This is a genomic window from Rhodococcus sp. JVH1 (assembly GCF_000280725.2).
In the GTDB taxonomy this organism is placed as follows: domain Bacteria; phylum Actinomycetota; class Actinomycetes; order Mycobacteriales; family Mycobacteriaceae; genus Rhodococcus_F; species Rhodococcus_F jostii_A.
Genome location: NZ_CP166289.1, coordinates 6,497,903 through 6,519,472, shown reverse-complemented (window position 1 = coordinate 6,519,472; position 21,570 = coordinate 6,497,903). Strand labels below are relative to the sequence as shown.

The following is a 21,570-nucleotide window of genomic DNA, read 5'->3' as shown; positions in this document are numbered from 1 at the left end:
CGTTCTGGTTTGATGGCACTACTCGTCTCGTGCACCCTGGGAGGGCACCATGAGTGGCATCGCAATCCTTCTGGTCGGCGCCGTTCTGTGCTTCGCCGGTGTCGGTTCACAACACGTCGCCGTTATCGCCGCGGGATTCGGCCTCGGCTGGCTCCTGGCCGACCTGCTGTCGCTGTCGCTCGGGACGACGTTCCTGGTCGCGGCGATCGGTGCGGTAGTGGTGTGGGTGGCCACGACCCTGATCTTCAAGTTCGCCGCATTCTTCATCGGGATCATCGCGGGCGCGGTGATCGGAGCGAAGCTCAGTCGTGTTCTGCAACCCGACGACGCCGGCTGGCTCCTCAGTGGGGTCGTGATCGTCGCACTCGCCGTCGCGTGTGGATTCCTCGCCGACCGGTACCGGGCGCGGGCGTTGTTGTGGCTCACCGCGGTCGGCGGCGCCAGCATGGTGCTGACCGGGCTCGGCCTGGCTATCCCTCCGCTGGGTTTCTTGGAGGATCCGAACGAGGGCAGCCAGCAGTTCTTCGCCACGCTGATCTGGATCGTCGTGGCGGCGGCGGGCTGGCTGACACAGCGACGGCTGTTCCCGGACAAGCTCCGGATCGATGACAATCGCGCGCGGCGCTAGTCGCGCTCGGGCGCCTTCACCATCGTCAGCGCGGCGAGCCCGATCGCGAGCACGATCACCAGGCCGATGATCCCCGCCCGATCCGCCGCGAACCACCAGGCGAACAATCCGAAGAGGGTGGGCGAGAGGAACGAGACCGCGCGACCGGTGGTCGCGTACAGACCGAACATCTGCCCCTCCCGGCCGGGTGGTGTGATCCGGGCCAGGAATGTGCGCGCCGACGACTGCGCGGGACCGACGAACAGGCACAGCAGCAGCCCGAAGATCCAGAACATGGCCGGTCCGGAGACGGCCGTCAGTACGACGCCGACGACGATCATCGCGATCAGGGACGTCATGATGACGGTCTTGGGTCCGATCCGGTCGTCGAACCGGCCGGCGGTGAGCGCGCCGAGCGCGGAGACGACGTTGGCCGCGACGCCGAACAACAGCACGTCGCCCGCGCTGATGCCGTAGACGTTGACGGCGAGGACGGCGCCGAACGTGAAGACACCGGCCAGCCCGTCACGGAACAGCGCACTCGCCACCAGGAAGTACACGGTGCGCCGGTCGGCGACCCAGAGGTCGCGCAGATCGCGCCACAGCACCCGGTACGACTCGACGAAGCCGGCCTTGTCGGCACCCGGATCCACGTGCGGGCGGGGTAGCTCGGGGACCTTCAACAGGACGGGGATCGCGAAGATCGCGAACCAGACGGCGGCGAGCAGCGCCACCATCCGGATGTTCAGTCCGCCGTCGGTGGTGAGCCCGAGGAATCCCCGGTTGTCGCCGTCACCGGAGATGAATCCGAAGTAGCACAGCAGCAGCAGCACAATCCCGCCGAAATAGCCCATCGCCCAGCCGAACCCGGACACTCGGCCGATGTTCGCCGGCGTCGACACCTGCCTGAGCATCGCGTTGTACGGGACGCCGGCCAGTTCGAAGATCACCGAACCCGCGGCCAGCAGCACCAGTCCGAGCCACAGGTACTGGTACGAGTCGCGGACGAAGAACATCGCCGCCATGCACCCGACCGTCGCGAACGTGAGGACGCCGAGCGCCCACTTGCGTCGTCCGGCGGCGTCGAATCGCTGACCGGTGACGGGGGCGAGCACGGCGATGAGGAAACCGGCGATGCCGAGCGACCATCCCAGCCACGTGCTCGCGGAGATCGACCCCGGCAGGTCGTCCCCCACGGCGTCCGTCAGGTACACGGAGAAGACGAACGTGAGGATCACGGCGTTGAAGGCGGCCGATCCCCAGTCCCACAGCCCCCACGCGACAACCTGTCTGCGCGTCGCGGCCTCGCCGATCCCGGCCGGCGGACGAACGTCGGTGCTCATGCCCGCGAGCCTATGCGAGCGAACGGGAAGTTCGTACGGTCTGACGCGACGAGCGTCCCGTTCGCACGGAACAACTAAGTGTGCACTCAGTTGCATACGCACCTCGTTGCATACATACTTCGGTTCGTGGCACTCGAACATGCGCTCCTCGTCTCCCTGACCGAGCACTCCGGCTCGGGCTACGAATTGGCGCGCCGGTTCGACAAATCCATCGGCTTCTTCCAGAGCGCCACCCACCAGCAGATCTACCGCGTCCTCAAACGCATGGACGAGTCGGGATGGGTCGACGCCGAGGTCGTGGCGCAGGTCGGCAGACCCGACAAGAAGGTGTACCGGGTCAGCGCAGCCGGGCGCGCGGAACTCGAGCGCTGGATCGCCGAACCGACCGAGCCCAACCACCTGCGCAACGAGCTGGCAGTGAAGATCCGCGCTGCTCAGCACGGTGACATCGCCGCACTCACCGCCGAGGTCGCTCGCCACCGCGACGGCCACGCCGCCCGGCTCGAGGTCTACCGCATGATCGAAAAACGTGACTTCCCCGCACCGGCCCAGCTCTCCGGGGCAGCCCTGCACCAGTACCTCGTCCTGCGCGGCGGAATCCGCGTCGAAGAGGGATTCGCCGACTGGTGCCAAGAAGTACTCGACGCGCTCGCACAGTAAGGACACGCCGCCAATGACACAGTTCCCGCAGCTCCTCGCTCCGCTCGACCTCGGTTTCACGACGCTGAAGAACCGGGTGATCATGGGCTCCATCCACACCGGGCTCGAAGATCGCGCCAAAGACGTTCCCCGTCTGGCCGAGTACTTCGCCGAGCGCGCCCGCGGAGGTGTCGCGCTGATCGTCACCGGCGGATACGCACCCAACCGGACGGGCTGGCTGCTGCCGTTCGGCGCCAAGCTCACCAACCGTGTCGAGGCACGCAGGCACCGCGCGATCACGAAGGCGGTGCACGACGAGGGCGGCAAGATCGCCCTGCAGATACTGCACGCCGGCCGGTACAGCTACCAGCCGTTCAGCGTCTCCGCCTCGTCGATCAAGGCCCCGATCAACCCGTTCCGGCCCCGCAAACTCACCGGCCGCGGCGTGCGCTGGCAGATCCGCAACTTCGTCCGCTGCGCCCGGCTCGCGCAGCAGGCGAACTACGACGGCGTCGAGATCATGGGCGGCGAGGGCTACTTCATCAACCAGTTCCTGTGCGAGCGCACCAACAAGCGCACCGACAAATGGGGTGGCACTCCCGAGAACCGCAGGCGGATGGCCGTCGAGATCGTCCGCCGCACTCGCAAGGCGGTGGGCCCGAACTTCATCATCATCTTCCGCCTGTCGATGGCCGACCTCGTCGAGGGCGGTCAGACGTGGGACGAGATCGTCGCGCTGGCACAGGAAGTGGAGGCCGCGGGCGCGACCATCATCAACACCGACATCGGCTGGCACGAATCCCGTGTTCCGACGATCGTGACCTCGGTGCCGCGGGCCGCGTTCGCCGACATCACCGGCAAGCTCGAGAAGCACGTGAGCATTCCCGTGGCCGCGTCGAACCGGATCAACATGCCGGAGGTCGCCGAGGAAATCCTGACCCGCGGTGACGCGCAGCTCATCTCGATGGCGCGCCCGATGCTCGCCGATCCCGACTGGGTGCGCAAAGCCGAAGCGGGCACCCCCGACGAGATCAACACGTGCATCGCGTGTAACCAGGCCTGCCTCGACCACGCCTTCGTCCGCAAGCACGTGTCGTGCCTGCTGAATCCCCGTGCAGGCCGGGAGACGGAACTGACACTCTCCCCCACCCGGGCCGCGAAGCGTGTCGCCGTCGTCGGCGCCGGACCCGCCGGACTGTCGGCGGCACTGGGCCTGGCACAGCGCGGCCACTCGGTGACCCTGTTCGAGGCGGATTCAGAGATCGGCGGCCAGTTCGGCATCGCCCGCAAGATTCCCGGCAAGGAGGAGTTCGCGGAGACGATCCGGTACTACAACCGCCAGCTTCCGCTCGCCGGTGTCGACGTCCGGCTCGACAGCCGCGTCACCGCGACCGAGTTGGTCGGCGAATACGACGAGGTGATCGTCGCGACCGGGGTGACGCCGCGCGTTCCGTCCATTCCGGGTATCGACCACCCGAAGGTGCTCACGTATCCGGAGGTCGTGCGGGGTGGCAAGCCCGTCGGGCAGTCGGTCGCGGTGATCGGAGCCGGCGGGATCGGCGTCGACGTCAGCGAGTTCCTCACCCACGAGCACTCCCCGACGCTCGACCTGAAGGAGTGGAAGCAGGAGTGGGGTGTCACCGAACCCGAGGCCGCGGCGGGCGCCCTCACCACACCCATTCCCGAACCGTCGCCGCGTGAGGTGTACCTGCTGCAGCGCAAGAGCGGCCGGATCGGCGCCGGACTCGCGAAGACCACGGGCTGGGTTCACCGGGCAGCGCTGAAGAACAAGGGCGTGCAGGAACTGTCCGGGGTCAACTACGAGCGCATCGACGACGACGGCCTGCACATCACGTTCGGCGCCAAACGCGAGAAGCCCCGCACCCTCGCCGTCGACAACGTCGTGATCTGCGCAGGTCAGGAATCGGTGCGTGACCTCGTCGACGAACTGACCGTCGCCGGCGTCACCACCCACGTCATCGGGGGCGCCGACGTCGCCGCCGAACTCGACGCCAAACGGGCCATCGAGCAGGGCACCCGGCTCGCCGCGCGCATCTGACGCACTACGCTGCTGACCGTGAGCTTGCCGAACCCCACTCCCAGTGCCCGCGCCGTCGTGACCGGCGCCTCGTCCGGAATCGGCGAGGCGCTGGCCACCGACCTGGCCTCCCGGGGCCACTCCCTGATCCTCGTCGCGCGCCGCGGCGAGGTGATGGAGTCACTCGCCGGGACCCTGCGTGACGAGTACGGCGTCGAGGTCGACGTGCGCGCGTGCGATCTGTCGGACCGCGACGCGCGGGCCACCCTCGTCACCGAACTGTCCGGACGTGAGATCAGCGTCCTGTGCAACAACGCGGGCATCGCCACGTTCGGCCCGGTCGCCGGACTCGATCCGGCGTACGAGCGGGCCCAGGTGGAACTCAACGCCGTTGCGGTGCACGACCTCACCCTCGCGGTGTTGCCCGGGATGCTCGAACGCAAGTCCGGCGCCATCCTCATGGTCGGCTCCGCGGCAGGCAACATGCCCATCCCCCACAACGCCACCTACGCGGCCAGCAAGGCGTTCGTCAACACCTTCTCCGAGTCGCTGCGCGGCGAACTCAAGGGAACGGGAGTGAACGTCACGCTGCTCGCACCCGGCCCGGTCCGCACCGAGGAGCCCGATCCGGCGGACGCGTCGATCGTGGACAGGCTGGTGCCCGACTTCCTGTGGATCTCCAGCGAATACACCGCCAAGGTGTCGCTCGACGGTCTCGCCGACAACAAGATGCGCGTCGTGCCCGGCATCATCAGCAAGGCGATGTCCGTTGCCGGGCAGTACAGCCCGCGCGCCGTGGTCGCCCCGATCGTCGGAACGTTCTACAAGAAGCTGGGCAGCTAGACACTGGCGTGCAGCGGGTTTCACCGCCTGCGACGTTTACCCGTCCCGAAGATGCTGCGGGAGATTTCGCGGCCGGCGGCCGACGTGGCCGAGCGGAAGAAGCTCTTCACCGCGGAGTTCCCGAGAATCTGTTCGGCCATGTTCGGACCCTCCGGCTGTGCGGGCGGTGGTGTCGGCAGGTCGGGCAGCGGGGGCAGGTCGAGACCTGGTTCCGCGGCCGGGGCTCCGGCGACCTTGGCCGTCAGCTTCTCGTACGCCGATTCCCGGTCGACGGTCTGCCCGTACTTCGCCGACAGCGGGCTCGACGACGCCGCGGCCGTGATCGCGTCGGTGCCGATGGTGTCCATCAGCGAGCGGGGAGGCCGAATCCTCGTCCACGCCACCGGCGTCGGTGCGCCCCGTTCCGACAGGACCGTGACGATCGCCTCACCGATGCCCAGTGAGGTGAGGGCCTTCTCGAGGTCGTAGTTCTCGGTGGTCGGGTACGTTCGTACCGTTTTCGCGAGCGCCTTCTGGTCGTCGGGAGTGAAGGCGCGCAGCGCGTGCTGGATCCGCGCACCGAGCTGCGACAACACCGCATTCGGGACGTCCGTCGGCAACTGGGTGCAGAAGAAGACCCCCACACCCTTCGAGCGGATGAGCTTCACGGTCTGTTCCACCTGCTGCAGGAACGCCTTCGACGCGTCCGCGAAGAGCAGGTGCGCCTCGTCGAAGATGAAGACGAGCTTGGGTTTGTCGAGATCGCCTTCCTCGGGCAACGTCTGGAACAGGTCGGCCAGCACCCACATCAGGAAGGTGGTAAACAATGCCGGTCGCGCGGCCTGGGCGCCCAACTCGAACAACGTGATCACGCCCTTGCCGTCGATCACCCGGAGCAGATCCTCGGTCTCGAGCTCGGGCTCCCCGAAGAACGTGTCGCCGCCGTCGGCTTCGAGATTGACGAGGGCCCTGAGGATCACGCCGGCCGTGGCCGGGGACACGCCTCCGATGCCCTTCAGATCGGCCTTGCCCTCGTCGCTGGTGAGATGCGCGATGACCGATCGCAGATCCAACAGGTCGAGAAGCGCAAGCCCCTGAACGTCGGCCCAGTGGAAGATCAGCCCCAGCGTGGACTCCTGAGTCTCGTTGAGCCCGAGAACCTTGGCGAGCAGGATCGGCCCGAACGCCGTGATGGTCGCGCGGACGGGAATGCCCAGACCTTCCGTTCCCAGCGAGAGGAATTCGACCGGGGACGCCGCCGGCCGCCACTCGCCGTCACCCGTCTCGGACGCCCGGGTGGTGATCTTGTCGCCCGCCTCACCCGGCTGCGACAGGCCCGACAGGTCGCCCTTCACGTCGGCCATCACCACGGGAACCCCTGCAGCCGACAACTGCTCGGCAATACCCTGCAGCGTCTTCGTCTTTCCCGTCCCGGTGGCGCCGGCGACGAGTCCGTGCCGGTTGACCGTCGCGAGGGGGATACGCACCCGGGCCGCCGAATCCACGACGCCGTCGAGAACCACCGTTCCCAGCTCGAGAGCCGCACCCTCCGAGGAGTATCCGGCCGCGATGTCCGCGGCGGCACCGGAGGAGGCGGCGACGCCTGCGGGAGCACGGTTCTCCGCGGCCTCCGCGTCCCGGGCTTCCTTCTCGGCCGCCTCTGCCGCTGCCGCAGCCTCCGCCGCGATCCTGGCCGCCTCGGCGGCCGCCGCCCTCGCCGCCACCGCCCTCTCCGCCGGGGTCGAGGTCGCGTCGCCGTCCTGCGATTGCCGGGTCATCCAAGCCCTCCTCGGATCACGCACGTCGGGAGAAAGTGTCCACCGCAGACATTATCCCGTCACTCACGTGACTACTGTGTTCCTGGTGCAGGACAAACTTGTGTGGATCGACTGTGAAATGACCGGGCTCCGGCTCGGCACCGACAAGCTGATCGAGATCGCAGCTCTGGTCACGGACAGCGAGCTGAACGTGCTCGGTGAGGGTGTCGACATCGTCATCCACGCCGACGACGACGCGCTCGCGGCCATGCCCGACGTGGTGACCAAGATGCACGAGAACTCGGGACTGACCGACGAGGTCCGGAAGTCCACGGTCACGCTCGCCGAGGCCGAGCAGCAGGTGCTCGCCTACATCCGCGAGCACGTGCCGGTCGCCGGGACGGCGCCGCTCGCAGGCAACTCGATCGCTACCGACCGCGGATTCATCGCCCGCGACATGCCGGACCTCGACACCTACCTGCACTACCGGATGATCGACGTCAGCTCCATCAAGGAACTGTCCCGGCGCTGGTACCCGCGGATCTACTTCGGTCAGCCCGAAAAGGGTCTCGCCCACCGCGCCCTGGCCGACATCAAGGAGTCGATCCGGGAACTGAAGTACTACCGGAAGACGGCGTTCGTGCCCGAGCCCGGACCGTCTACCAGCGACATCGCCGCAGTTGTCGAGGAACTCGGGCCCGCCTGAGATACCGATTGGCTTCTCGGGCACCGGACGCGCTAGTATCTTCCTCGCCGAAGTTACTGCCCCCGGGCGGTGCCTGAAGCACATGGTGAGTGTAGTTCAGTTGGTAGAGCACCAGGTTGTGATCCTGGCTGTCGCGGGTTCGAGTCCCGTCACTCACCCCATACGGAAAGCCCCCGGCCTCGGCCGGGGGCTTTCCTCTTTGCGATTGGTCTGACGCCTGCCGTCAGGCGTTGGCGTTGCCCGCCTTCCACACATCCCACGGGATGTTCCAGTCACCGAGGCCGTCCGTGCCCGACAGCGTGCCGCCCAGCGTGTTCTTGACGATCACGATGTCGCCGCGCTTCGTGTTGTCGTACACCCACTTCGCGTTGGACGGGCTCAGGTTCAGGCAGCCGTGGCTCGCGTTCGAGTAGCCCTGCTGCCCCACCGACCACGGCGCCGAGTGGAAGAAGATGCCGCTGTAGGACATTCGCGTCGCCCAGTCGACGGGCGTCTTGTATCCCTGCGGGGAGTTGACCGGCACACCGTAGGTGGACGAGTCCATGACGAGGTTCGCGAACCGGTCGCCGATGATGTAGACGCCGTTGTCGGTGGGCGTGTCGTCCTTACCCATCGACGTGGGCATCGTCATGATCACTTCGCCGTTGCGCTCGAACGTCACCTGCTTGGTGTTGTCGTCCGCCGTCGCGATCAGGGCGTCGCCGATGGTGAAGGCCGTGTGAACATCCTCCTGGCCGAACAGTCCGTCACCGAGATCGCGCCCGTACACGGCGACCTTGACGTCCACGGCCGTGCCGGGGGCCCAGTAGCTCTGCGGACGCCACCGCACCTCACGGTTGTTCACCCAGTAGAACGCGCCCTCGACGGGCGGATTCGTCGTGACCGTGATGCCGGCCTCCGCGGCCTTGCGGTCGGGAATGTTCTCGTCGAACTGGACCGCGATCGGCTGACCGATGCCCACCACGTCACCCTCCGACGGCATCACGTACGGCTTGGTGACGTTGCCGGGCGCGCTGGTCGTGAACGCCGACGTCGAAGTGGTGCCGCCGCCGAGTCCGTTCGCCTTCACCTCGAGCCGGTACTCCTTGTCGTAGCCCAGCGGCTCCGTGTTGACCCAGGACAACCCGTCGGGGGCGATGGCGCCGTCGACCGGCTCGCCCTCCGGGTTGAGCATGGTGACCGCCGCCAGCGTGCCGTCGGCCACAGTCACCGTCACCGGCTGTCCGGGCGAGAATCCCACCGCACCATCGACGGCCGACGCCGTCAGCTTCGGCTTGATGAGTTCGGTGACCGGATTGGAATCGATCGGCGCCTCACCTTCCGACGTGACGCTGTCGGCACCGGAGACGGTGCACCCTGCGATCGACACTGCGAATACGAGTGATGCCGCCACAATCGTCGCCGTCTTCGAGACGGATCTCACCGATTGCGCACGCACGCGCCCGCCACGCCCCACACCCATGGATAACCCCACTTCACGTCCTCGCTCCGAATTCACGTTCAAGCCGGCACGTCCCTCGCCTTCGCAAGACGAATCAGCACGTCGAGACCGTGTGGTCTTCAATGATGCCAGCCACTGGAGAGCGGTTCCAACCAAGCGCCGAGCCGCTCAATAACGTTCGAATATCAATCGTGACCAGCGGCGCTCTTGTTACGCGCCACCGTGTGGATGGGGTCGCCACGGGCAGTCGCCACCAGGCGATTTGCATTCTCGAGAAGCGACCCGCTAATGTTCTGTCTCGCAAGAGCGAGCGCCTATAGCTCAGTTGGTAGAGCAAGTGACTCTTAATCACTGGGTCCGGGGTTCGAGTCCCTGTGGGCGCACTTGCACGAAGGCCCCCATCCTCTCACGAGGATGGGGGCCTTTCTCGTGTCACGATCTCACCGCACCGAGTGGGCGGCCGGATGACGAACGGGCCGCCGGAACGTGAAGTCACTGCGAACTTCACATCCGACGGCCCGTCACTGACGAGGGTCGTTCAGCGCAACGCTTTGCGGAGCACCAGGAGCCCTGCCACCGCACCCACGGCGATCAGTCCGTACTTGACCGCCGGCTCGTTCAGCTTCGCGATCAGCGTGCGCTTCGTGCTCTCCACGAGACGCTTCGGGTTGGTGCGGACCGTCAATTCGTCGAGAGTGCTCGCGAGCTGATTGCGCGCGTTCTCGATCTCACGCTCGATGCTCTCGGTGTCCCTGGGCACGTGTCCTCCAACTTGTTCGACTGGTTCGATCAGCGAGAGCGACGCTACCGCGACGATCCCACACTTGCGTCAACCGTAGACGAGAACTCCCGACCTGCGACTCCGTCTCCCCCGATCGCGCTTCGGGCCACGTCCACCCCGTCCCGGTAGCCTGACTTCTCGTGACCGACAACAACAGACTCGCCCCCGGAGACACCGCACCCGCCTTCACGCTGCCCGACGCCGACGGCAACGAAGTGTCGCTCGCCGACTACCGCGGCCGCAAGGTCGTCGTGTACTTCTACCCGGCGGCGAGCACGCCGGGCTGCACCAAACAGGCCTGCGACTTCCGCGACAACCTCGCCGACCTGAACGGCGCAGGCCTCGACGTGATCGGCATCTCACCCGACAAGCCGGCGAAGCTGGCCAAGTTCCGTGACAACGAGGAACTGACGTTCCCCCTGCTGTCCGATCCCGACAAGGCCACACTCGAGGCGTGGGGCGCGTTCGGCGAGAAGAAGATGTACGGCAAGACGGTGCAGGGTGTCATCCGCTCCACGTTCCTCGTCGACGAGGACGGGAAGATCGAAGTGGCCCAGTACAACGTCCGCGCCACCGGCCACGTCGCGAAACTGCGGCGAGACCTGTCCGTCTGATCGACGCGACGGGCGGCTGCGTGTCGTCGGCCGCCCGTCACCGGCGTTGTGGTGGGTCGGAATGCAGCCGTCGGCTACTTGTGGGCGATCACATCGTTCACACCGAAACGGCGCGAGCAGTCTCCTCGCCCAGGTGAAACCCGACGCGTCACCGGGAGGGATCTTCGGAATCCGGACGAAAGACGGATAGCCTGGGGCGGTGGAGTCTTCAGTCAGCAAGCAAGCGCCGCGCCGAGTGGACCCGGCGTTGGAGCTGCAGTCGGACCCGCAGGAACTACTGCCCCGCAGACGTCCGACCCAGGAACGTAGTCGCCGGAAGTTCGACGCGCTGCTCACGGCATCGCGGGAGTTGCTGGTGGACGTGGGATTCGAATCGTTCACGTGCGAGGAGGTCGCCGCACGCGCGGACGTCCCGATCGGCACCCTCTACCAGTTCTTCGCGAACAAGTACGTGATCGTCTGCGAACTCAACCGGCAGGACCTCGTCGGCGTCCAGCACGAGATCGCCCAGTTCAACGGTGAGGTCCCGTCCCTCGACTGGCTGCGGTTCCTCAATTCCTTCGTCGACCACATGGCAGGCCTGTGGACATCCGACCCGTCGAGGCGCGAGGTGTGGCTGGCGATGCAGTCGACGCCCTCGACCCGCGCCACCGGCGCCATCCACGAGAAGGCGTTCGCGGAGCAGGTGTCACGGATGCTCGCGCCCCTCACCCCGCGGACGTCGCGGGAGCGGCGCACGATGATGGCCGAGGTGCTCGTCCACGTCGTGTACTCGATGCTGAACTTCTCCGTGCAGGACAATCAGAGCCACGCGGACGCCGTCGCCGAACTCAAACGGCTGATGGTGGCATACCTGCTGGTCGCCGAGAAGGAATCGCGCTCCACCTAGCCGTTACGCGCCTGTGCGCCCTTCCGGTTGCCGGAGCTACCAGAAAGGCGCACGGGCGCCGGAGGCGCCTACACGGACTCGATGACGGCGAACGCGCCCGCCATGTCTCCGTCGTGTGTGAGGGAGATGTGAATCTTCACGTCGGTCAGATGCTTGGCGACGTCTCCGCGTAAGCGGATACTCGGCCGTCCCCACGCATCCGTCACCACCTCGATCAGGTGGTGGATCATCTCGGGCAGCACCGGCGGGCTGGCGAAGAGAGACGTGGACCAGGCCTTGATCACTGCCTCCTTCGCAGCCCACCGGGCGGCGAAATGTCTAGCCGGATCGGAGCTCCGGGTCACGGCGTCCCGACGCTCGCCCGGTGTGAAGTTGTCGAGCATTGCCGTCCCTGGCCGGTCCAGCTGCTCGGCGAACTCCGACACCGTCACGAGATCGAAGCCGATCCCCAGAACTCCCATCCGTTGTTCCTACTTGCAGCCGGGCAGACCCGAGCTGTACACGTCGTCCGCTCCGAGGCGCGCGGCCTCGGTGAGCAGGACGTCCGCCTCGAGCTGACGGGACGCTGCGGCCGGGACACTGTCGCCGCCGAAGCGACGATCCGCCGGACGCTCGTACAGGCTGCCGCCTCCGACCATGGCCTTCGCCAGACGACGCTGACCCTCGACGGTGCGCTTGCGTGCCTGCTCGAGGTACGCCTCACGCTTGTCGGCCGGGATGGCCTCGACGAACGCCTGCGAGTGCACGACGGCGATCAGTCCGGAGACGTGACCGAAGCCCAGGCTCGTGAGCAGACCGGCCTTCAGGGGGAACTGCTCACCGAATCGGAGCGGCTCCCGAGCCCACACGAGGTGTTCGAACTCGGCCATCTTCTCGTCGACGCAATCGAGGCTGCGGTTCGGCGGGACGACACCTTGATCCAGCACCTGGCAGAGACCGATCAGCTGGAATGCTGCGGCACCACCCTTGGAGTGTCCGGTGAGGCTCTTCTGCGAGACCACGAACAGCGGCGCACCTTCGCTGCGGCCGAGTGCCCCGGCGAGGCGCTCGTGCAGCTCCGCCTCGTTGGGATCGTTGGCCGCGGTGGACGTGTCGTGCTTGGAGATCACCGAGATGTCGTCGGCGCTGACACCGAGCTTGCCGAGGGACTGGGCGAGCTGCGAATCCGCTCCCCCACGACCTGCACCGAGCGCACCGATTCCGGGAGCCGGGATCGATGTGTGGACACCATCCGCGAACGAGCTGGCGTAGGCAACCACACCGAGGACGGGCAGACCCATCTCGAGTGCCACGTCACCGCGAGCGAGGAGGATGGTGCCACCGCCGGCCGACTCTACGAACCCGCCGCGTCGACGATCGTTGGCCCGCGAGAAGCGGCGATCCTCGATGCCCTTGGCGCGCATGTCGTCGGTCTTGGCAGTGGCAGACATGTCACCGAATCCGATGATGCCTTCCGTGCCGAGGTCGTCGTAGCCACCGGCAACGACCAGCTGCGCCTTGCCGAGCTTGATCTTGTCGACGCCCTCTTCGACGGACACCGCAGCCGTGGCGCACGCCGCAACCGGGTGGACCATGGCGCCGTAACCGCCGACGTAGGACTGGACCACGTGCGCCGCAATCACATTCGGCAGGGCTTCCTGCAGGATGTCGTTCGGCCGGTTCTCACCGAGCAGCGTGTCGATGTACAGCGACCTCATGGAGGTCATGCCGCCCATGCCGGTGCCCTGGGTGTTGGCGACCAGCGAGGGGTGCACCCACCGCAGCAGTTCGCTGGGTGTGAACCCACCGGTGAGGAACGCGTCCACCGTGGCGACGATGTTCCACAGGCCCACGCGGTCGACGGAATCGGCCATGTCGGCGGGGATGCCCCACTTGGTGACGTCGAATCCGGTCGGGATCTGACCACCCACGCTGCGCGTGAGCTTCATCTTGCGGGGGACGCGGATCTCGGTGCCCGCACGGCGGGTGACCTGCCAGTCACCGCTGTCCGGAACCGGCGCCGCGACCGTGTTCTCCGGGTCGGCCTCGACGAAGGCCAGTGCCTCCGCCTCGGTGCTGACCACGAAGCTCAAGTCCTTGTCGAGGAAGACCGACGTGAGGAGCGGTGCGGTGTTCTCGATCATCGCGCCTTCGTCCACGTAGCGGCGGATGCCGCAGCGCTCGACGACTGCGTCGTGGTACTTGTCCGCGATCTCGGCCTCCGGAACCAGTTCCCCGGTCTCGGCGTCGTACCAGCCTGCGGACGGCGTGGTCTCCCACACGACGAGTCCGGTGTTCCAGGCGAGTTCGAGAACGCCTGCCGCCGAAAGCTCTTCGTCGACCTCCATCTCGAAGCGGGTACGCGAGGAACCGAACGGTCCGAGCTCACCGGCGCCGACGATGACGACGAGGTCTTCCGGAGCCGCCGTGACGCCGGACCAAGCCGGTGCCACCGACTCGGAAACCCGCGGCGGGGCGGGCAGAGCCGCGATGGTGTCGAGCTCGACTGCATCCGCATCGGCCTCGGCAGCAGCGGTCGCAGCTTCCTGAGCCTGCTTCGCCAGCGCGGGCAGGTCCAGGTTCGCCTGGGCGAGCCCACCGGTCAGATCGGCCGCGAGCGGCTCGGTGGAGGCGAGGCGACGTGCCTCGGGCTCGCACCACTGCAGCAGCTCGGTGGCCATTTCCTGGGTGGACCAGGTACGGACTCCGGCACCTTCGACAGCCTCGACCAGCGGGTCGTTGCCGCCCATGAGGCCGGTTCCGCGGACCCAGCCGATGAGAGCGTGCACCAGGGTGACGCGCTCGGCCCAGTTGCGCTCGGCCTTCCAGCGGCCGACCACAGCGTCCAGCGCGGCCTTGGCCTCGCCGTACGCACCGTCGCCACCGAACAGGCCGCGGTTCGGGGAACCGGGCAGGACCACGTGCAGGTGGGTGTCGACGTCACGGTCGTAACCGACCTTCGACAGTCCGCCGATCAGACGCTCCACCGACCACAGGAGAACGCGCATCTCCATTTCGGCGCGGGCGCCGGCGTCGGCGAGGTCGCCTGCCACGCGGGGCGCGGCGAACGGGAACAGCAGCGTCGGGGTGACCGCTTCCTTGACGAGCTTCTTCGATCCACCGGCCGTCTCGTACTGCGCTTCACCGATCCACTCGATGAGCGCGTCGATGTCCGTGTAGGACGCCATGTTCGCGGGGACCACCCACAGGGCGGCACCGGCGCGAGCATTGCGGCGGTAGAGGTCGCGGTAGAAGCCGAGACGCTTGTCGTCGAGACGCGAGGTGGTCACGAAGACCGTCGCGCCGCCGGCGAGGAGCTTGCCTGCGACCGAGGCCGCGATGGAACCCTTGCTGGCACCGGTGACGACGGCGACCTGGTCTGCCCATTCCGGGGTCTCGTCGGTGACGACGACTGCCGCCTCCGCGATACGCCCGTACTTCTCGGCCAGAGCCGTGCGACCCTCGTCGGTTGCGCGGGCCTGCCACCATGCGGCCTGCGCCGCAACGGACTTGCCTGCACCGGCGAAGCCTTCGATCTCGAGAGACTCCACGCCTGCCGCGTCGATCCACAGACGAGCCAGATCCTCACGTGCACTCGCCCAGCGGTCGTCGAGCAGTACCGCCCGCTTGGCGTCGAACGCGGGAGCAACCAGTCGCGGCCAGTCGGAACCGAGCTCCGCCGACACGAGGTCGACGAGTTCGGTGTCGGTCGGCTGCGCTGCCGTCGCCGCGTCGCCCGCGAAGCCGAGCTGCTCGAGCACGAGGCGGGCGGCCGAGGCCAACACGCCGTCGCGGCCCGTGATGTGCTCGGTGAACTCGCCCAGCGCCGCGGCATCGACGGTGCCACCGGCTCCGCCACCCGAGGACGGGAGGGAGACGCTGATCCCGCGGCGCGAGGCCACTGCGGCCACTGCGCTGTCGATGACGGCGTCCACTGCGGCGCCGTCGGCGAGACCGCCGCCGGCCAGGCCGCCGAGGTCACCACCACGGATGCTGGAACCGTCGCGGGTTCCGAGCGCCACCTCGGCGGTGACGTGGTAGGCCCAGCCGTCGCCGAGTTCCCAGACCTTCTTCACGCGGTCCGCGATGGCCGCCGGACGACGACCCGAGGGGCCGAAGACCTTGCGGAGGTGATCGTTGATCGAGTCGGACAGCACCGGGCCGAACGGCTTGTACGTACGGGCCAGGGAGTCGACCGTGCCGGCGAGCGAACCCATGTCGGCGTCCGCGGCACCGTCGATCGCACCGAGCGAGAGCTCGGAGCCGAGGTCGACGAGCAGCTGGTTACGCCGCGAGGACACGCCGTCGCACAGCGCCTCGATCGTGTCGACGGGGCCGACCTGATCGGGACGGAGCTTGGTCCACAGGCTGATCAGGACCTTGGTGGCGTCGGCGGCCTTGAACGCGATGTCGTCGGGACGCGGTCCACCGGACGGTGCAGCGGCCGGGGCCGGAGCCGCGGCGGGTGCGGCCGATGCGGCGGGCGCCTCGGCTGCGGGTGCTGCGGGCTCGTCGTCCTCGACCGGCGCCGGATCGACGTCGGTGGAGTACACGATGGACGCTTCACGCTCGATGTTGAGGACCTCGACCGGGTAGCCGAAGCGGCCCGGCAGCTTCAGGGTCTGCGAGGCGAGGTTCGCGACGGTCGGGACGGAGCCCAGACCGATCTCCACGAACCGCTCGACACCCAGTCCACCTTCGGACTCGTCGGCGAACAGCAGATCCTGCGTCTCGATCCAGCGCACCGGGCTGGCGAACTGCCAGGCCAGGAGCTCGGTGAGGACCACGCGGGTGAGCTGGACCGGCTTCTTCGTCCAGGAGTCGAAGTCCTTCAGCACCTTGTCGAGGGGCTTCGACGGCACCAGGTCGGCAATCTCCTGCACGAACTCCTTCTTCAGGGAGAACGGCTTGGGGACCAGGTTCGGGATGTAGCGCCCGATCAGGATGGCCGGGTCGATGTCCTGCGGAAGCAGTTCCTCGAGACGTCCACGGAAGTCGTCGACGCCGCCACGCAGCACCGTCGAGTGGAACGGGACGTCGATGCCCGGAACCATGATGTACGCGCGCTTGCCACCGAAAGCCTCACGGCGGATGTCGATTTCCTTCTCGAGCGCGTTGAGCCCGGCGACCGTGCCCGCGATGGCGTACTGCGAGCCACGCAGGTTCAGGTTCACGATCTGAAGGAACTCACCGGTCGCCTCGGCGACACCGGCGACGAACGCCTCGACGTCGTCGTCGGCCAGACCGATCTGCGACGGGCGGATGGCAGCCATCCGGTAGTCGGAACGGCCGGCCTCGTCGCGGGGAACGAGTGCGTGCATCGCGGAACCACGCTGGAAGACCACCTCGAGAACAGCTTCGAGAGGCAGCACACCGGCGACGGCGGCGAGAGCGTTGTACTCACCGACCGAGTGGCCTGCGAGCAGGGCGCCCTCGACGAAGGCACCGGATTCGCGGAGCTCGGCGACCTGAGCCACACCGAGCGTCGCCATCGCGACCTGGGTGAACTGGGTCAGGTGCAGAACACCGTCCGGGTGCTTGTGCTCGACACCACGGGCCTTGACGACCGTCGGGTTGTCGCGGACCACGGCGAGGATCGAGAAGCCGAGGGCCTTGCGGGTGTGCTTGTCGGCGCGGTCCCAGATCTCACGGGCGGCCTTGGAGCGGGCGCGGGCGTCGAGGCCCATGCCGGGACGCTGGATGCCCTGTCCGGGGAACGCGTAGACGGTCTTCGGGGCGGCGGTGCGACCCGTTGCGACCATCACCAGTTCACCGTCGATGCGGCAGCCGACCTCGACGATCTCGGCGCCACGGTCCACCGCGATGCGGTCGACGCGGACGTCGATCTCGGCGCCCGGGCGAACCATGCCCAGGAAGCGTGCGGTCCAGGCGGTGAGACGACGCGGCGGCGTCTTGGTCTCGGCCGGATCCACGGCGGTGACGACCTGCTGGGCAGCGGCGGAGAGCCACATGCCGTGCACGATCGGGCTGCCGAGGCCGGCGAGCAGTGCCGCGTTGTCGGAGGTGTGGATCGGGTTGTGGTCGCCCGACACCTGGGCGAAGGAGCCCATGTTGCGGGGAGCGACGATCGTGGTGTCGCGGCGACGACGACGCGGGGTGTCGACGGCCTCGTCACTCAGCGAGCCACCGGCGCGGGCCGGGTCGGACAGTTCGCCCTTGCCGGTGCGGCCGCGGATCGCGAAGCGCTCCGACAGGGTGACGACAGCAGGCGCGTCCAGGCCCTCACCGAGCATGGCGCCGACCTCGACCTTGACCTCGACGACGCGGCCCAGGTCGGTATCGAGAACCGAGGCGACCTCGGCCTTGACGACGAGAATGCTGGTCTCTGAAGGCAGTTCGCCGACGAAATCGACGCTGTGGTCCAGGTGGACCAGGTCGAGCATGCCCTCGATGACGGACAGCGAGTCTTCGGTCTTGGCAGCACCGAGCACGGCGAACACGGCCGGCCAGCAAGCGCCGACGACCACGTCCGGGACAGCCTTGCCGCTGACGCTCAGCGTCGTGGGCAGACCCGAACCGGTGACACCGGCGTGGTCGGCGACCAGGTCGGGCGTCCAGGCGAGGTTGAGGCGTGCGACACCGTTCTTGACGGCGGGCAGTTTCTGACCGGCCGCGACCGCAAGGAGTGCGGTCATCGACTTCTCGGCGTCGGCCTCGGTGACCACGGGAGCGCCGCCGTCCGCGACGGACGCGGGGACGGTGATGGTGATCTGGACGGACTTGGCTGCCACCAGCGGGACGGTGAGGAGCACCTGCTGGTCGTCGATGACGGACAGCTCGGCACCGGTGGTCTCGTGCACCGCGAGGGTGTCGGACTCGATCGACCACTTGTCGAGGTCACCGAGCCGGCGAACCGGGTTCAGCGTCAGGCGCGAGGCCCACTGGATGTCGGGAGCCGACAGCACGGTGTCGAGGAGGCCGCGGGCAATGTCCGCGTGACGGCGTGCGGGCAGCGACAGCGGCGCGACACCGGCGGTGACCAGCTCGTCGTACGTGGCCTTCTCGAAGCGGTCCAGCAGCTCGCCGACAGGCTCGTCGACGCGCGTGATGCCGGCGACGGCGACGGTGCCGGGGATGACGCAGACCTGGTCGGCCGTGTAGCGAGGATCGTGTGCCTGCCACAGCGAGTCGGAACGCCACCAGCGGCGGACGTCACCGTCGACGACGGGCACGAAGTTGACCGGCTTGCCGGGGGTCTTGCACAGCGAGACGAAGAAGGAGACGTCCGCGGGGTGCAGAACCGTGGTGGCGTAGTCGGGGTACTGCGCCTGCAGGGCGCAGACGGCCGCCTCGGGACGCTCGAGAATCGCGTCGTCGGCGAACAGGGTGGGGATGGGGCCACGGTCGACCGGGTGCAGACGCGACTCGGTGCGCTGCAGCATCTCACCGAAGCGCGCACGCCAGGTGATGTCGAGCCACGGGCTCTCGGTGGCCTCGGTGATGGCGTCCTGGAGGTCGGTGCCGCAGTCGAATGCCTTCGCCGCGTCGATGCCGACGGCCAGCTCGAGGTAGCGGCGCAGCCACTGCTCGTACGTCATGGTCGCGACGTCGCCGAAGTACGGCTTCGCCGTGATGTTCAGTGCCTCGATGATCTCGTCGCGACGCTCGGCGACGGCGTCGGCGTCACCGGCGACCTCGTCGAGCAGACGGCCGGTGCGGGAGGCGGCGTTGTCGATCTCGTGGATGTCGGCGCCGAGCTGGCTGCGGCCGGAGGCCATGCCGCCCTCGGCGGTGCCTGCTCCGACCCAGTCCGGAGTACCGGGGGTGTCGACGAGGAGCTGCTTCACCTCGGCAGAGGTGGTCGCCTCGAGGGTGGCCATGGCGGCGGTGCCGACCAGGATGCCGTCCAGCGGCATGGCCGGGAAGCCGTGTGCAACGGACCAGCGGCCGGTCAGGTAGTCGGCAGCCTGCTCGGGCGTGCCGATGCCGCCACCGACGCACAGGACCAGGTTCGGCCGGGTGCGCAGCTCGGCGTAGGTGTCGAGGAGCAGGTCGTCCAGGTCTTCCCACGAGTGGTGACCACCGGCGCGGCCGCCCTCGATGTGGGCGATGACGGGGAACGAGGGAACCTCGTTGGCGATGCGGATGACCGAGCGGATCTGCGCGACCGTGCCCGGCTTGAACGCGACGTAGCTGAAGCCCGCGTCGGTGAGGTCGCCGATGATCGAGACGGCGTCCTCGAGTTCAGGGATACCGGCGGTGACGACGACACCGTCGAACGGGGCACCCGCGGCACGGGCCTTCGGCACGAGGCGCTTGCCACCGACGTGGAGCTTCCACAGGTAGGGGTCGAGGAACATCGAGTTGAACTGCACGGCGCGGCCCGGCTCGAGCAGCCCGGTGAGCTTCTCGACGTTGTCGGCGAAGATCTGCTCGGTGACCTGGCCACCGCCGGCGAGCTCGGCCCAGTGGCCTGCGTTCGCTGCTGCGGCGACGATCGTCGGGTCGACCGTGGTCGGGGTCATGCCTGCGAGCAGGATCGGCGAACGACCGGTCAGCTTCGTGAACGCGGTCTCCACGCCGATGCGGCCGCCCGGCAGCGACACCGGCTTCGGGAGGAACTCGGTCCACGCGGCGGGAACCTCGGGGGTTGCGCCCGGGGTGAGGAGGTTGCGGTGACCGCCACGGGTCGCGGCGGCAACGATGCCGACGCCCTGGCCGCGGACACTGGCCGACGTCATGCGGGTGAGGAGGTCACCGGGTCCGAGGTCGAGGATCCACGCGGCACCGGCTTCGAGGGTGCTGTCGACGGCGGCGACCCAGTCGACGGGATCGACGAGGCAGGCGCTCGTGAGAGCGCGGGCCTTCTCCTCGTCGAGACCGCAGCGCACGGCCCACTGGCCGACGATGTCGATCGTCTCCGCGAGTGCGGGGTGGTGGAAGCCGATCTCGACCGCGAGGGGCTCGAAGACGGGCGCGAAGATGGAGCCGCCACGCTTCTTGGCGTCGCGCTCACGGGCCTCGTCGGCCTCGATCTGCTCGCACCGCTGCTGGACGCGTGCCAGCTGGGCGGGCGGGCCGGACAGTACGACGCGGCGACGGGCGTTGCGGATGCCGAGGACGGCTGCACGCTCGGGCTCGAGGCCCTCCGCGAGCTCCTCGACGATCTGACGGAGTCGTTCCGGGTCGACGTTGGAGACAGCGAGCATCGGGGTGGAGTCGGCGGCGGCGATCACTCCGCGACGACGGCCGACGAGGCCGGCAGCCGCACCGATGAGCTGAGCGAGGGCGAGGAGTTCGCCGTCCTTCTGACCCGAGGAGGCAACGGCCTCCGCGGCGAGGAGTCCCTGGGAGTGGCCGATCACCGACACGGGAGCCGTAACCGCGGGATCGAGGCCCTGAGCTGCCAGCGCACGCAGCGCTGCGATCTGGGTGAGGAAGACGCCGGGGAGAGACACCGCCGCCGAGGTGAGCGCTGCCGCGGAGGGACCGGCCGCCTGGGCGCCGTCCTCTTCGTCGGCGAGTTCCTGCTCGAGGATCCAGGCGATGGGGTCGAATCCGACCGGGCGCACGACGAGGAGTTCCTGCGCCACGGGGGCCAGGTAGTCGGCCGCGTCGTTGACGATCGTGGTGAGTGCCGGCTCGAGTCCGTTGTCGCGGCTCAGTTCCTCCAGCGAGCTCAGCCAGGGCGCACCCTGACCACCGAAGGCGAGCGCGTACGGCTCACCTCCGAGCAGACGATCCACGAGGGTGCCCTTGCTCGACGACCGAGTGTCGTCCCGGTCTACGCCGATGCGCCGCGAACCCTTCGAGTTTTTTCCGTTTCCTGCGGGTGTCGTGTCGTCAATCGTCACGCGTATGTCCTCTCCTGGTCCCCTCTGGGGGGAGGTGGGGATAGTGTCTGCCGCCCTCGGCATCGTGTGCCAGCTGTATCGGCTCTGATCAGCTCTTCCGGGCTGTTCAAGGTTGACACAGAATCATGAGGATTTCCTC

Annotated in this window: 13 protein-coding genes and 2 tRNA genes; 9 read left to right on the top strand and 6 right to left on the bottom strand. The window is 67.9% G+C overall.

Features of this window, described 5'->3' with window-relative positions; all coding sequences use genetic code 11:
- The first annotated feature begins 49 nt into the window (after positions 1–49).
- Positions 50–628, top strand: a complete 579-nt coding sequence (locus tag JVH1_RS30290; protein ID WP_009474111.1) for a hypothetical protein — start codon at positions 50–52, stop codon at positions 626–628.
- Here JVH1_RS30290 and JVH1_RS30285 read toward each other — a convergent pair.
- Positions 625–1,950 carry an MFS transporter gene (locus JVH1_RS30285; RefSeq protein ID WP_009474112.1) on the bottom strand — a complete coding sequence of 442 codons (1,326 nt, stop codon included), beginning with the start codon at positions 1,948–1,950 and terminating at the stop codon, positions 625–627. The genes JVH1_RS30290 and JVH1_RS30285 overlap by 4 nt on opposite strands.
- 126 nt (positions 1,951–2,076) lie before the next feature.
- Here JVH1_RS30285 and JVH1_RS30280 point away from each other — a divergent pair, with 126 nt between their 5' ends.
- From JVH1_RS30280 to cmrA, 3 genes are read left to right on the top strand one after another with little or no spacing between them, the layout of a single operon-like run.
- Positions 2,077–2,610, top strand: a complete 534-nt coding sequence (locus JVH1_RS30280; RefSeq protein ID WP_011594436.1) for a PadR family transcriptional regulator — start codon at positions 2,077–2,079, stop codon at positions 2,608–2,610.
- A 13-nt stretch (positions 2,611–2,623) separates the two neighbouring features.
- Positions 2,624–4,648: an NADPH-dependent 2,4-dienoyl-CoA reductase gene (locus JVH1_RS30275; protein ID WP_009474114.1), complete on the top strand. Its 2,025-nt coding sequence runs from the start codon at positions 2,624–2,626 to the stop codon at positions 4,646–4,648.
- 18 nt (positions 4,649–4,666) lie between these two features.
- Entirely contained in the window at positions 4,667–5,470 is an 804-nt protein-coding gene (cmrA, locus tag JVH1_RS30270) for a mycolate reductase (RefSeq protein ID WP_011594438.1), read from the top strand.
- 20 nt (positions 5,471–5,490) lie between these two features.
- Here the strand turns inward: cmrA and JVH1_RS30265 are convergent, their stop codons facing one another.
- On the bottom strand, positions 5,491–7,227 hold the full coding sequence (locus JVH1_RS30265; protein WP_009474116.1) for a helicase HerA-like domain-containing protein: 1,737 nt from the start codon (positions 7,225–7,227) through the stop codon (positions 5,491–5,493).
- 85 nt (positions 7,228–7,312) lie between these two features.
- On the opposite strand from JVH1_RS30265, the gene orn reads away from it, so the two are divergent.
- Positions 7,313–7,912 (top strand): oligoribonuclease, encoded by a 600-nt coding sequence (gene orn, locus JVH1_RS30260; RefSeq protein WP_005570251.1) that lies wholly within the window; start codon positions 7,313–7,315, stop codon positions 7,910–7,912.
- Between the two features lie 85 nt (positions 7,913–7,997).
- Positions 7,998–8,073, top strand: a tRNA-His gene (locus tag JVH1_RS30255).
- Between the two features lie 62 nt (positions 8,074–8,135).
- On the opposite strand, the gene JVH1_RS30250 is transcribed toward JVH1_RS30255, so the two are convergent.
- Positions 8,136–9,374: an Ig-like domain-containing protein gene (locus JVH1_RS30250; RefSeq protein WP_011594441.1), complete on the bottom strand. Its 1,239-nt coding sequence runs from the start codon at positions 9,372–9,374 to the stop codon at positions 8,136–8,138.
- Positions 9,375–9,663: 289 nt separating this feature from the next.
- On the opposite strand from JVH1_RS30250, the gene JVH1_RS30245 reads away from it, so the two are divergent.
- Positions 9,664–9,736: transfer RNA gene (locus JVH1_RS30245), tRNA-Lys, on the top strand.
- Positions 9,737–9,891: 155 nt separating this feature from the next.
- On the opposite strand, the gene JVH1_RS30240 is transcribed toward JVH1_RS30245, so the two are convergent.
- Entirely contained in the window at positions 9,892–10,113 is a 222-nt protein-coding gene (locus JVH1_RS30240) for a DUF3618 domain-containing protein (RefSeq protein WP_009474119.1), read from the bottom strand.
- Positions 10,114–10,274: 161 nt separating this feature from the next.
- Between JVH1_RS30240 and bcp the strand changes: the two genes are divergently transcribed.
- Together bcp and JVH1_RS30230 are read left to right on the top strand one after the other, a co-directional pair.
- The gene (gene bcp / locus JVH1_RS30235) at positions 10,275–10,748 is read left to right on the top strand and encodes a thioredoxin-dependent thiol peroxidase (RefSeq protein ID WP_009474120.1); all 474 of its coding nucleotides are present in this window, start codon (positions 10,275–10,277) and stop codon (positions 10,746–10,748) included.
- 199 nt (positions 10,749–10,947) lie between these two features.
- Positions 10,948–11,637 carry a TetR family transcriptional regulator gene (locus JVH1_RS30230; protein WP_011594442.1) on the top strand — a complete coding sequence of 230 codons (690 nt, stop codon included), beginning with the start codon at positions 10,948–10,950 and terminating at the stop codon, positions 11,635–11,637.
- Between the two features lie 68 nt (positions 11,638–11,705).
- On the opposite strand, the gene JVH1_RS30225 is transcribed toward JVH1_RS30230, so the two are convergent.
- Positions 11,706–12,098, bottom strand: coding sequence for a holo-ACP synthase (locus JVH1_RS30225; RefSeq protein ID WP_009474123.1), 393 nt, complete (start codon positions 12,096–12,098; stop codon positions 11,706–11,708).
- Positions 12,099–12,107: 9 nt separating this feature from the next.
- A complete protein-coding gene (locus JVH1_RS30220) occupies positions 12,108–21,431 on the bottom strand; it encodes a type I polyketide synthase (RefSeq protein WP_009474124.1) in 9,324 nt (3,107 codons plus the stop codon).
- Positions 21,432–21,570: the final 139 nt, after the last annotated feature.